The sequence below is a fragment of the Pigmentiphaga litoralis genome (assembly GCF_048632615.1).
In the GTDB taxonomy this organism is placed as follows: Bacteria; Pseudomonadota; Gammaproteobacteria; order Burkholderiales; family Burkholderiaceae_B; genus Pigmentiphaga; species Pigmentiphaga litoralis_B.
In genome coordinates this window covers 3,007,818-3,020,241 of sequence record NZ_CP184479.1, presented here as the reverse complement: position 1 = coordinate 3,020,241, position 12,424 = coordinate 3,007,818, and the positions used below count along the sequence as shown (strand labels likewise).

At 66.7% G+C, this 12,424-nt stretch carries 11 protein-coding genes and 2 pseudogenes; 6 read left to right on the top strand and 7 right to left on the bottom strand.

What is annotated here, in order from left to right:
* Positions 1–25 precede the first annotated feature (25 nt).
* A complete protein-coding gene (locus ACNANG_RS13625) occupies positions 26–1,471 on the bottom strand; it encodes a M81 family metallopeptidase (RefSeq protein ID WP_420223409.1) in 1,446 nt (481 codons plus the stop codon).
* Here ACNANG_RS13625 and ACNANG_RS13620 point away from each other — a divergent pair.
* The gene (locus tag ACNANG_RS13620) at positions 1,470–2,588 is read left to right on the top strand and encodes an MFS transporter (RefSeq protein ID WP_420223408.1); all 1,119 of its coding nucleotides are present in this window, start codon (positions 1,470–1,472) and stop codon (positions 2,586–2,588) included. The genes ACNANG_RS13625 and ACNANG_RS13620 overlap by 2 nt on opposite strands.
* Positions 2,537–2,995 (top strand): MFS transporter, encoded by a 459-nt coding sequence (locus tag ACNANG_RS13615; protein ID WP_420223407.1) that lies wholly within the window; start codon positions 2,537–2,539, stop codon positions 2,993–2,995. The genes ACNANG_RS13620 and ACNANG_RS13615 overlap by 52 nt, the downstream gene beginning before the upstream one ends.
* On the opposite strand, the gene ACNANG_RS13610 is transcribed toward ACNANG_RS13615, so the two are convergent.
* A complete protein-coding gene (locus ACNANG_RS13610) occupies positions 2,992–3,909 on the bottom strand; it encodes a LysR substrate-binding domain-containing protein (protein WP_420223406.1) in 918 nt (305 codons plus the stop codon). The two genes, ACNANG_RS13615 and ACNANG_RS13610, sit on opposite strands and share 4 nt — an antisense overlap.
* A gap of 141 nt (positions 3,910–4,050) precedes the next feature.
* On the opposite strand from ACNANG_RS13610, the gene ACNANG_RS13605 reads away from it, so the two are divergent.
* Complete coding sequence (locus ACNANG_RS13605; protein ID WP_420223405.1) at positions 4,051–4,455, top strand: RidA family protein; 405 nt, start codon at positions 4,051–4,053, stop codon at positions 4,453–4,455.
* A 262-nt stretch (positions 4,456–4,717) separates the two neighbouring features.
* Positions 4,718–5,542: a pirin family protein gene (locus tag ACNANG_RS13600; RefSeq protein ID WP_420223404.1), complete on the top strand. Its 825-nt coding sequence runs from the start codon at positions 4,718–4,720 to the stop codon at positions 5,540–5,542.
* 8 nt (positions 5,543–5,550) lie between these two features.
* On the opposite strand, the gene ACNANG_RS13595 is transcribed toward ACNANG_RS13600, so the two are convergent.
* Positions 5,551–6,378 carry an alpha/beta fold hydrolase gene (locus ACNANG_RS13595; protein ID WP_420223403.1) on the bottom strand — a complete coding sequence of 276 codons (828 nt, stop codon included), beginning with the start codon at positions 6,376–6,378 and terminating at the stop codon, positions 5,551–5,553.
* Positions 6,379–6,390: 12 nt separating this feature from the next.
* A complete protein-coding gene (locus ACNANG_RS13590) occupies positions 6,391–7,362 on the bottom strand; it encodes a Bug family tripartite tricarboxylate transporter substrate binding protein (protein ID WP_420223402.1) in 972 nt (323 codons plus the stop codon).
* A gap of 346 nt (positions 7,363–7,708) precedes the next feature.
* On the opposite strand from ACNANG_RS13590, the gene ACNANG_RS13585 reads away from it, so the two are divergent.
* Both ACNANG_RS13585 and ACNANG_RS13580 read left to right on the top strand, forming a co-directional pair.
* Positions 7,709–8,170, top strand: a complete 462-nt coding sequence (locus ACNANG_RS13585) for a hypothetical protein (RefSeq protein ID WP_420223401.1) — start codon at positions 7,709–7,711, stop codon at positions 8,168–8,170.
* A 137-nt stretch (positions 8,171–8,307) separates the two neighbouring features.
* A complete protein-coding gene (locus ACNANG_RS13580; RefSeq protein ID WP_420223400.1) occupies positions 8,308–9,219 on the top strand; it encodes a DUF2145 domain-containing protein in 912 nt (303 codons plus the stop codon).
* An 81-nt stretch (positions 9,220–9,300) separates the two neighbouring features.
* Here the strand turns inward: ACNANG_RS13580 and ACNANG_RS13575 are convergent, their stop codons facing one another.
* The 3 genes and pseudogenes from ACNANG_RS13575 to ACNANG_RS13565 form a co-directional block, all read right to left on the bottom strand.
* Positions 9,301–10,170 (bottom strand): oxygenase MpaB family protein, encoded by an 870-nt coding sequence (locus ACNANG_RS13575; protein WP_420223399.1) that lies wholly within the window; start codon positions 10,168–10,170, stop codon positions 9,301–9,303.
* Positions 10,171–10,209: 39 nt separating this feature from the next.
* Positions 10,210–11,312 (bottom strand): annotated as a pseudogene (locus tag ACNANG_RS13570) (NADH:flavin oxidoreductase/NADH oxidase).
* Between the two features lie 173 nt (positions 11,313–11,485).
* Positions 11,486–12,345, bottom strand: a pseudogene (locus ACNANG_RS13565) (anti-sigma factor family protein).
* Positions 12,346–12,424: the final 79 nt, after the last annotated feature.

Here is a 12,424-nt window from a genome sequence, read left to right as displayed (position 1 = left end):
ACGGCAACGGTGAATACCCCTGCCCTCACGGCAGCAAGGGCCAGCGCGGCCGACGGATCCGCGTGTACGTCAGGGTGTTCCAGTCGGGCGTCGCTACCCCTGGCCCGCCCACATAAATCACGCGGCAGGCCAGCGGCGCAAACGCGGCATGAAAGTGCTGCGCCGACTTCACGACCACGATGCGCTGCGTGTCCAGCTCGCAGCCAATCCCGGTGAACACGTCCGTGTGCATGGCCTGGTCACGAACCGACACCAGCACGATGCGGATGCCATCGGCCTGCACCAGGGCCGCGTCCCCCAGGGGCACCGGGCTGCCGGTCAACCCCGTCATCGTGTAGGCGGGGCGCAAGGCCTCCACGCTGCAGTGCACATCCACAGGATCGCCCGACAGGGGTCCCGTCTTGCCGCCAATGCGCAGCGGCAGGCGCGCGCCCACGCCGGCTTCCAACGCGATGCGGACCGCGCCCGGGTCCCACAAGGGGCCAAGCGCCACCTCGCGCACGCCGCGTTCCCGCAGCCTGCGCAAGATGAACGTGGCGTCGCCCGGCGCGCCGCTGCCCGGGTTATCGGGCCGGTCGGCCATGACCACGAACCCGGGCGGCGCGGCCAGCGCCTCGTCGATGGCATCGTCAATGCCGCGGAACGCCACCTGCAACGGCTCGCGCAGCGCGATCAATTCGTCGGCCAGTTGCCGGGCCAGTTCACCTGCCGCGGCGGCGTCGCCATCGTGATAGACCAGCACCTTGGTGCCCATGTCGGGCACGTCGCCCGTCGCAAAGCCCTGCACGACGGAGATCGAGATAACACCGCCCTTCCCCTCCAGCTCTCGAACGCGGGCCATATAGCCCCGCGCCGGTTCGCGCGTGGTGTGCATGGGCACGATCATCTCGCAATCGACCACCGCAGGGCATGCATGCAGACGGCCTTCATGGAGATCAATGCATCGATCCACCAATTCCTCGGCCCGTTCAAGAATGTCAGTGTGCGGATATTCCTTGAACGCGATCAGCAGGTCCGCCTGCGCCACCATCGCCTCGCTCAGGTGCGCATGCGGATCCAGCGTCGCGCCCACGATCACGCCCGGACCGACCCGCTGGCGCACCCGCCGCAGCAGATCGCCTTCGCAGTCTTCATAGCCATCGGCCACCATCGCGCCATGCAGGCCCAGCAACACCATATCCACGGGCAGGGCCGCGTCCAGGTCGGCCAGCAATTCGTTGCGCAAACCTTCGTACGCGTCGCGGGTGGTGATGCCGCCCGGCGCAGCAGAGGCGACCATCCCTTCGATCACGTGCCAGCCTCGGGCCTTGCCCCGCCGGCGCGCGGCGATCAGCGGGCCGCCAAAGAACGTGACCTCATCGGGATGGGTACCCGCCGCGAAATACAGGTCCCCGCGATACGACGCGGCGCCCGTCGGCAACGGCGAGAACGTATTAGTTTCCGCGCCAAGCGCGGCGACGAAGAGTTTCATGGAGGGCGCCCGGAGTGTTCGGCGGATTGTCGCAGATCCTGCCGACCTGTATGGCCGGGCATACAATGTCGCCTTTGCGCGCCGGCACGTCCGTCCCCGCCGGCCGCCTTCCCCGCCGAGACCCCATGACCTCTTCTTCGCCACAGAAAGCCCTGCTGTGGATCGTTGCGTCTGCGTTCTTCATGCAGACTTTGGACACCACCATCGTCAACACGGCGCTGCCCGCCATGGCGCAGAACCTGGGTGTGTCCCCCTGTCGATGCAGCCCGTGATCGTGGCCTACAGCCTGACCATGGCCATGTTGATTCCGGCCTCGGGCTGGCTGGCGGACCGCTTCGGCACGCGCCAGGTCTACTTCTACGCCATCCTGATCTTCGTGCTGGGCTCGGTGTTCTGTGCGGCCGCCGGATCCTTGAATCAGCTGATTGCGGCGCGGGTGATCCAGGGCATCGGCGGGTCGATGCTGCTGCCGATCGGCCGGCTGGCCGTACTGCGCAGCGTCTCCAGCGAGCAATACATTACCGCCCTGTCCTTCATCTCCATTGCCGGCCAGGTCGGCCCGCTGTTTGGTCCCACGCTCGGCGGCTTTCTGGTGCAGGCGGTGTCGTGGCACTGGATCTTCCTGATCAACGTGCCGATCGGCATCGTCGGGTTGCTGGCGGTCCGGCGCTATCTGAAGTCCGACGCCCTGCCCGAGCCGCTGCCTTTCGACATCGTCGGATGCGTGCTGCTGTCGGTCTGCATGGTGGCCTTCTCGCTGGCCATGGATGCGCCGCCCGATGCGCAACGCGCGCTGTGGTGGACCGTGGGCCTCGGCATCAGTGCGCTGTCGGCGCTGCTGTTTGTCGCCCATGCCAAACGCCGTCCGCACCCCCTGTTCCGCCTCGGCCTGTTCCGCGAACCGAACTTTTCGGTCGGCTTGATTGGCAACCTGGTGTGCCGGATCGGTTGCGCCGCGGTGCCGTTCCTGTTGCCCCTGCTGATGCAGTTGCAGCTGGGTTATTCGCCCTTGCAGTCAGGTCTGATGATGCTGCCTGCCGCGATCGCGGGCGTGATCGCCAAGCCGTGCATCGGCCCCTGGTGCGCCGCTTCGGGTATGAGACCTTCCTGCTCGTGAACACGCTGGTGACGGGCGTGGCCATCATGTCGTTCGCCGCCATTTCGCCCGGCTGGCCGCTTGCGGTGGAAGTGCTGCAGCTTGCCGTCTTCGGCGCGGCCAATTCGATGCAGTTCGCGGCCATGAACAGCGTCACGCTCAAGGGCCTGAAGCCCCACGACGCGGGTGCGGGCAATAGCCTGTTTTCGATGGTGCAGATGCTGGCGGTGGGCCTGGGGGTGACGCTGGGCGGTGGCCTGGTGACGCTGTTTTCAGGCCAGCCGACCGGTACGGCTGCGGGCTTTGCGCTGACGTTCTTGATGGTGGGCGCGATCACCCTGGTGTCGGCGTGGGTGTTTCGCAAGCTGGACCCTGCAACCACGACCAGGCCGGCGCCGGATGCGCGTAGCGCGGGGGCCGCGCGCTAGGGCAAATCCAACGGCGCATGCACCGCCATCAGCGCCACGATCCAGTCGATGAACACGCGCAGCTTCGCACTCACATGCCGGCTGGGCGGATAGGCAATGAACATCGGCATGGAATCCAGCCGCCAGTCTTCGAACAGCGGCACCAGCGCACCGCTGGACTCATGTGCCGCCGACATGTAATCGGGCAACCACATCACCCCAAGCCCCGCCAGGCCGGCGGCAAGGTAGGCATTGCCATCATCCACCGCCAGCGCATGCCGGCCGTGCACCGTCACACGTTCGTCACCGCGGTGCATTGCGTACGGCAGGGGCTTGCCCGTGCGTGACCACAGGAAGCCCACGATGCGGTGCGGGCTGTCTTCCAGTGCCTTGGGATGCGCGGGTGTGCCCCACCGTTCCAGGTAGGACGGCGCGGCAAAGACGCGCAAGCGCAGGTCGCCCACATGGCGCGCGATCAGGGACTGGTCTTTCAACGCACCGCCTCGCACCACGCAATCCACGTTTTCGTTGATCAAGTCCACGATCCGGTCGCTGACGCCCATGTCGAGCTGGATGTCGGGATAGCGCGCGTAGAAGTCAGGGAGTGCCGGGATCAGGATCGTGTGCGCGAAGGGACTGGGAACGTCGACACGCAGACGGCCGCGGGGCGATGCCGCCGCGACGGACAGGCTGGTTTCGGCGTCGTCCATGTCGGCCAGCAGTTGCAGCACACGCTCGTAATACGCCGCGCCGTCGGCCGTGACGTTGACCTGGCGCGTAGTGCGGTTGAGCAGCCGCACGCGCAGGCGCGCTTCCAGCTGCTGGACCAGTTGCGTGACGGTGGTCTTGCTCATGTGCAGGGTTTCGGCAGCTTTGGTGAAGCTGCCGGTTTCCACCACGCGGGCGAAGGCCTGCATCGCATCGAAACGGTCCATGGCGTCTCCGGCCAACGATTGATTGTTTGGATTCTACAAACAGTGCTGCATGCGCTCGCCTGTTTATCTGCTGCGGGCCCGTCGATACAGTGGGCCATGGTCGATACGGATCTCCCGTGACCCCCTTGCTGGAGCACCATCATGACAACACGTGACGTCGTTTTTCCCCCAGGCCGCCATGCCTTGTATGAGCGCAATCGTTATTCACCGGCCGTGCGATCCGATGGCTTGCTGTTCGTGTCGGGCCAGGTCGGCAGCCGCGACGACGGGTCGCCCGAGCCCGATCTGCGCAAGCAGGTCGCGTTGGCGTTCGAGAACCTGAACGCGGTACTGAAGGCCGCCGGCTGCACGTTTGACGATGTCGTCGACGTGACGGTGTTCATCGTGGATCCAGCTGAAAAGTTCGAGACCATCTGGGAAGTGGTGCCGACCTATTGGGGTGAGGCGCCCTTCCCCAACATCACCTGCGTCGGGGTGACGTGGCTGTATGGCTTCGACTTCGAGATCAAGGTGATTGCCAAGGTGCCGGCGGACGCCGATTGCTGACCCGCACGGTGCCGAGCGTTCCACTTTCGGCAACGCTGCTTCCCATCGAGCAGGACTAGTGCGGGGGCATGCCGGCGACTAGCATGGGTGGATCGATGCAGTCGGCGCAGGTTGTGTGTTCGCTGCTGCACACTTTCTTTCGAGGATGATCGCTATGCTCCACACGCCTGTTTCGGTTCATGCTCCGGCCGCGCCTGTTCACGCACCGCGCCGCATCGTCCATCGCACTCGGGGTCACGGCGGCGGCTTCATCACGCGATTGATGAGTCCGTCCGATCTGGGGGAATACCTCAAACCTTTCGTGTTCCTGGACCTGTTCCGTGCGGATCAGGCGACGCAACGCGCGATGGAAGCACGGGGCGGCATGCCGATCCATCCGCATTCCGGCGTGGCGACCGTGACGGTCATCACCGAAGGCCGGATGCGTTTTGAAGACCCGGAAGCAGGCAAGGGGACCATCGGCTATGGCGGGGTGGAATGGATGCGTGCCGGCGGCGGGGTGTGGCACGGCAAGGAAATGACGACCGACGACGTGCCGCTGATCGAAGGCTTCCAGCTGTGGCTGGCGCTGCCCGAGGCCCTGGAAAACGGCCCGTCGGAAAGCCGTTACATCGAAGCGGCCGACATGCCGCAAACCGGTCCGGCTCGCGTGATCGTGGGCGAATACAACGGCGTGCGCAGCCCCGTACCTGCGCCGGAAGGCATCAATTACCTGCTGGTGACCCTGGCTGCGGGCGAGACGTTTACCTACGCGCCGCCAGCGGGCCACACCGTGGGCTGGTTGGCCCTGGCGCAAGGCGCGATCCGCACCGGGGCGTCACAGCCGCGCGCCGTGGCGGGTGACATGGTGGTGTTCGATGACAGCGGCGCAACGATCCAGGTGCAGGCCAGTGACGACGCGCCTGCGGTGTTCGTGCTCGGCTCGGCCGTGCCGCACCCGCATCCGCTGCACCTGGGCAACTACTCGGTGCATACGTCGGCCAAGGCACTGGAGACGGGCGAGAACCGCATCAAGGAACTCGGCCGCACGCTCAAGGCGCTGGGCGACCGGCGCACGGCATCGGGAACGGTGCCGGTGCTGCGCTAGAAGGCCGCTCAGGGAGCCGGCCCTGGCCCGGTGTGCGGCAGTTGCTTGAGAAAGTCCACCATCGCCTGCGCGACCTGCTCCGGCTGCTCCGGAATCAAGGCGTGGCCCGCATTCGCGATGCGCACGCTGATGACCTGGTCGCCCAGGTCATCAGCCAGCCGCCATCCGCTGCCCTCGGGTGCAAAGGCATCTTCCGCCGCCCACACATCCAGCAAGGGCACGCCGCCCGCCGCCCACCAGCCTTCAATTGGCGTCACGGCCTTGGCCGCGCGTTGCAGGCGCGCGGCGTCGGGATACCAGCCGTCCAGCCAGACCGAGGCATCGTTGTCTTTTGCAAAAAAGGTGGTCTGCAACCAGTGCAGGCGTTCCGCCCCGGGCAGGCTCAGGTCCAGGCAATGCTCCAGCCCCTGGATCGCCAGGGGTGCCACCTTGCGCGGCCCGGCGGCCAGGATCATGACGGCGCGAACCAGGTCCGGGCGGTCTCCAGCGGCCACCCGCGCGATCCAGTTGCCGAACGCATGCCCCGCGATCACGGCCGGGCCGGCACGTTCAGCCTCGATGACCGCCAGCACATCGGCAGCCAGGTCATGCAGCGACACCCCTACACGCGGCCCGTCACTGCCCCCGATGCCGCGCGGCGCCGGCCGCAGCACGCGGTAGCCAGCCTTGGCCACTGACGCCGCGATGTGATCGAACTCGTCACTTGCGCGGCCCAGCGACGGCAGGATCACGACCAGCAGGCCCTGGCCCTGCGCCTGGACTTCGATGCGCACCGGATGGTTGACGCCGTCATGCTGTTCGTTGCGTTCGACAACGTATCGGGCGGTCGCATTCATGGGGATCATCCGTTACCCCTGCTTCAGGCCGATGGCCTTGATCAGCGGCAACATCCGCTTGCGGTCTTCACTCAGATAGGTGGTGAATGCGTCGGTACCCATATAGGTGATTTCGGCGCCCTGCTCGCCCAGCTTGGCTTTCAACGCGGGTTGCGCCATGACTTTCTCCATGGCGCCCGCCAGCCTGGCCAGCGCAGCCGGCGGCGTACCGGCCGGGGCAAACAGGCCATACCAGGACTCGGCAACCAGTCCCGGCACACCGGCTTCCGCGGCGGTCGGCACATTGGGCAAGGCAGTCGACCGCGCCGACCCGGTCACGGCCAGCGCGCGCAGGCGGCCCGCTTCCAGGTGCGCCAGTTGCGGCGTGATATTGACGAAGCCCACCTGCACCTCATGCCCGAGCAGCGCAATCGTGCCCGGCGCCGCGCCGCGATACGGCACGTGGGCGAGCTTCGCGCCCGTCAACTGATTGAACAGCTCGCCGCCCAGATGCGACCCTGTCCCGTTACCCGCCGACGCATAGTTGATCGCGCCCGGCTGGCGTTTGCCTTCATCCACCAGGTCCTTCAAGGACTTGAGCGGACTATCGGCCGGGACACTGATGATGCCCGGAACCGTCACGAACATGGCCACGGGAACGAAGTCCTTGACCGCGTCATAGGGCAGTTGCGAGTTGATGGCCGGCTGCACGATCAGCGGCGCCTGCGTGCCCAGCAGCAGCGTGTAGCCATCGGCCGGCGACTTCGCGACCACATTGGCGCCGATCACCGTTCCGCCGCCCGACTTCACGTCCACGATCACCTGCTGTCCCAGTTCGGTCGACAACGCCGCCGACACTTCGCGCGCAATGGTGTCGACCGGACCGCCCGCACCGTAAGGGTTGACCAGGCGGATGGGCTTGTTGGGATACGTGGCGGTCTGGGCATGGCCCACGGTGGCTGCCAGCAGGCAGCCCGCCGCGACGAGCAGGCGTTCGATGATCATGGTTGTGTCTCCGCAAATCGTTTTTATGGTGGCGACCGGGCACCGCATACCGCAAGGGCGCGCGGAGCCCGACGCATGCCGAGTCTAGAAGACGTACGACGCGGAAACCATGCAAGGGATGACAACACTGGTATGTGTGCCGAAGGGCTCGGCTTGGTGGCTCCCGGTGCGCTGCGGTGCTGGCCAAGCGTGCGGAATGACGGTCTGTGTCGTTCCTGTGACGCGGTTTTCGGGGCTGGCGCAACGGCGCTGTCGCATGACCTGCGATTGGCCGGGCATAATGCCAAGGGCTGTCAGGAACTCATCCTTTCGTTGCCCATCGACGCCTTCACCATAGACATCCTCCATGACCTTGCACCTTGCCCTGCGCCTTGCCGCCCTTTCGGTCGGCCTGGCTGCCACGTTCCACGTCCACGCAGAAAGTTTCGCCTCTTCCGCATCCAGCGCCGGATCGGCGTCGAGCGGCAGCATTTCGGATTCGTCCGAGGGATCCAGCGACAGCTCGTCCGACGACAAGAAGAAATCGGCCGAGGGGGATTACCGTATCGTCGACGTCGCGCAGGCACCGGCGCGGCCCGACTACGTGCGCATTACGATGCAGGCCGACGAGCCTGGCAAGCGGCTGACACTGGAACTGCCTGCCGACACGTTCGCCAAGCAGAACCTCGGCCAGGGCGACATGGTCAGCGCGCACAAGCGGGTGTACGGCTATGAATTCGCGCGCGGCGACACGCAGGAAGCGTTTTATCTGGTGCTGGCCGACGACTGGTTCGACGAACTGGCGCCCCGCCCCGTCGTCATTCTGTGATCGCGGTGGGTGGGATCGCTACGTTGCATGCTTGGCGGCGTTGGGTGTTGGGCAGGCTGTGGGCTCGGGTGCTGCCGGGCGCGCGTGGGGTGCACGGGCGGTTGCTTCGGTCATCGCCTCGTTTATCGTTTGGGTCGTTGCTTTCAGCGTTGCTGGTGCTCGCCGGCAGCGTCGGCAGCACGGCCGCGATCGCAGGCCCCACCGACGCACTGTTCGCGGCGTCCACCTTCTGTGACCGTGGTCATGAACTGACGGCCACCGAGCAGGACAAGCTGCTGCGCTTCTCCGCCGTGGTCCGCGAAGCCCTGGCCGCCACCGGCGACGACGCCGTATTGATCAGCCGTTCCGGACTGGACCTGTCCGGCTTCGGCATCCGCTATTCCCACTCCGCCATCGCCTGGCGCAGCGACACCGGCATCTGGTCCGCGCGACAGTTGTATTACGCATGCAACGAAGGCTACCCACGCATCTTCGACCAGGGCATCGCCGGCTTCGTCATGGGCACGGATGATCCCGACGTGGGCTACATCTCGATCGTCAGCCTGCCCAAAGGCGCTGCCGACACCCTGCGCGACGCGTCACGCAACACACCGTTGGCGCTGCAGCTGCTGGCCGCGCAGTACAGCGCCAACGCTTACGCCTACAGCACGCGGTATCAGAACTGCAATCAATGGGTGATCGAGATGCTGGGCGCGACGTGGGGCGGCCTGGCGTGGGGACAGGGATTGCGCGAACGCACGCAGGATTGGTTGCTTGCGGCGGGGTATGCGCCCGAGCCGGTCAACGTCGGATCACATTGGTTGATGTTTGCATCCGGTTTCGTGCCGCTCTTGCATCTGGACGATCACCCGGTGGAAGACCGGCAGGCACTGCAGCTGAGGATCAGCTTGCCGGCGAGTATCGAAGGGTTCGTGCGGGAACGCCATCCGGAGGCGAAGCGGATGGAGTTGTGTCACAGCGGCGGGCGCGTGGTGAGGCATCAGGGGTGGACGCCGATGGCGGAGGGGTGTGTGGCGGGCGCGGGGGACACGACGGTATCCATGAACTGAGCGTGGGCCACGCTGCGGGGGGCAGGCGTCCGAACAGGGCGGGCGCCTTCCATAGGACATGGCTCGCGTCAGCGGCGCAATTCACTCCACCCCGACCCTACGCTTCGCCCGATGCACCGTCCCGTTACGCACGGCCCATCGCAGCGGCTGCGCCGCCAGCCGGACGGACTGCCGCAGCGCCGCCTGACGCACCCGCCCCAGCGGCCGCACGCCCAGCATTTCTTGCGCGAACCCAGGCAACAGATCGATCCCCGCGCGCATCATCAACCTGACGAACGGCACCGCCAGCGGCCCCGGCGCGGGGGCGGTCAACACCAGCCGCAAGGTCTCTTGCGTGCGCGCGTCGTTGACGAGTTCACCCCGCATCCCTTCCAGGTAGTTGCGCAGGTCCACAACCGTGCGCGGCACGTTGCGCGCGCCCAGGCGCTCGGCGACCAACGCAATCTCGCTCAGATACTGATTTTGCGCGGCAACGGGAAAGTCCGGCTGCCGATAGACCAGGAAGGACTCCAGGAACGACGACACCTCGGCCACATGGACCCATGTCAGCAGATGCGGGTCGGACGCGGAATAGGCCTGGCCGGCCGGCGTCGTGCCGCTGACCGAGGCGTGGATACGGCGAACGTGGTCGATCAGGTGATCGGCGTCCTGCCGGCTTGCGTAGGTCGTGGCGGCGACGAAGCGGGCGGTGCGGCGCAGGCGCCCCAGCATGTCCACACGAAAGTTGGAGTGGTCCCAGACGCCGGCCAGCGCTGCCGGGTGGAGCATCTGCAACATCAATGCGGACACGCCCCCGGCGAGCATGGCGGTGAAGTCGCCATGCACCTGCCAGGCCATGGAGTGCGGGCCGAACAGGCCGGGGTCGCCGGGCGGGTGGAGGTAGTCGATGGTCTGGCCGGGCATGGTGATGCCGAGCACCGCCGCTTCGATACGTTGGCGCACGAATTCCATGTCAGTGCGGGGCGCTCCGGCCGGGGCGCAACAGGACTTTCACTCCGGCAGATCCTTGAACAGGTGCTTCAGCAAGCGTGGCTGCGACCGGTGGTACTGCTTGGGCGCATCGACCTGGGCGCCGAGCCTGGCGGCGGCGTGCCAGGGCCAGCGCGGATCGTAGAGCATCGCGCGGGCCAGGGCTACCGCGTCGGCCTGGCCGGTGGCGATGATGGCTTCGGCCTGCTCGGGCTCGGTGATCAGGCCGACGGCGATGGTGGGCAGGCCAGTCGTTTCCTTGATGCTGGCTGCGAAGGGCACTTGATAGTTGGGACCTGCAACGATCTGCTGATGCGGCGTCAGCCCGCCGCTGGAGACGTCGATGAAGTCGCAGCCCAGCTCGCGCAGCTGTTCGGCAAAGGCCAGGGTCTGGGCCAGGTCCCATCCGCCGTCGACCCAGTCGGTGGCGGACACGCGTACACCCACGGCCTTGTCTTGCGGGAAGGCTTCGCGCACGGCAGCAAACACCTCCAGCGGATAACGCAGGCGGTTGGCAAGCGAGCCGCCATACGGGTCGGTGCGGTGGTTGGACAGGGGCGACAGGAACTGGTGCAGCAGGTAGCCGTGAGCGGCGTGGACTTCGACCATATCGAGGCCAAGCGCATGGGCGCGGCGGGCCGATGCCACGAAGGCTTCTTTGATGCGCAGCATGCCCGCAGCGTCGAGTTCGGTTGGCACGGGATCGCCCTGGGTGAACGACTCGGCGGAGGGCGCGCAGGGCAGCCAGCCCCCGCGTCGGCGCCGATGCGTTTGCCGCCGTCCCAGGGCGCAGCCGTCGAGGCCTTGCGGCCGGCGTGGTTCAGTTGCACGCCCAGGCGCATGTCGGTCTGGCGGCGCACTGCGTCGATAACGTGGCCCAGCGCCGCCTGGGTCGCGTCGTCGTACAGCCCGAGGTCGCCCGGGGTGATGCGGCCTTCGGGCTCGACGGCGGCGGCTTCGGTGAACATGGCGGCCGCGCCGGATAGGGCGAGGTGACCCAGGTGGATCATGTGCCAGTCATTGGCCAGGCCATCGACGGACGAGTACTGGCACATGGGCGAGACGATGATGCGGTTCTTCAGGGACAATCGGCCCAGGTCGTGGGGCGAGAAGAGCTGGCTCATGCGGGGTTCCTGTGGGCGGCCGGCGCGGGGCGCGGGCAAGGACGTCGGGCGGGCGCGGCCGCAACCGCCCTCAAGCCGAAAAGGATACGTCAAAGCCGGAATGCCGCTGCCACCCGGCGTGCGCCGGAATGCGACCGAGTGCTACCGGAACAGGCCGGATGACCTGAGGCGCGCTAGCGACCCGACGCCGGCGCCGCTGGTGGCGGCCCACCCGCATCCCCACGATCCAGCTGCCGATACACCTCTTGCGACACGCGCATCAATTCGCTGCGATCCGCGGCGCCCGACAAGGCATATCCAAACCGGGCGTCGACCCAGTAGAACTGGTTGACGTTGCCTTCGCGCCCGAAGCGGAAGGACGAGCTTTCGCCAGCACCTTCTGGCGTCACGTACAACGTCAGCCGCTGACCGGCTTCAGACGCATACATGAACTGCGCAACCGGCCCGCTGCCGCCAGGCAGCAGACGCCCCCAACCAGCGAATATCCGAGCGTGCTCAAGGCGGGCGCCTTGACGTCGGCGCCCATGCGTTTGGTCAGCCAGGTGACCAGCGCCTGTTCCTGGTCGCCGCCGATTTCGACCGGACGGCGTGCGTCGGGGCTGTACACCGCATGCGCGATCGCAGCGCGGTGGGCAAAGCCCGGCAACGCGTCGGCCACTTGTGATGGCCCTGGCTGCGGTTCGACCGACTGCGAGATGCCGCCCGCCACCCGCGACGCATCGGGCGGGCTCTGCAGCCAACCGCGTGCGACCCACGACATGCTGGCACTGACCGCCGCAATCGCCACCCCCGCCGCCAGACTGCGCCACGCCCACGACGACGGTTCACGCCTTAACGGCAATCGCAAGGGCAGCGGTTCATGCAGCACGGGATTGAGCAGTTCGCACAACAGGGCATTCTGTTTTTGCCAGCCTTCGACACGCCCACGGGCCTCGGGCTGGTCAGCAAGCCACGCATCGACTTCGGCGTGACGTGCAGGTGCCAGTTGACCGTCGACCCAGGCATGCAGATCGGCTTCGGTGATGGGCGGCATAGGGGGCTTGATCCGGGCCCCGTCGGGGATCCGGATGCCGGTCCCGGCACCGAAGTCGCTGAGGCCGAAGGAGAAGGAG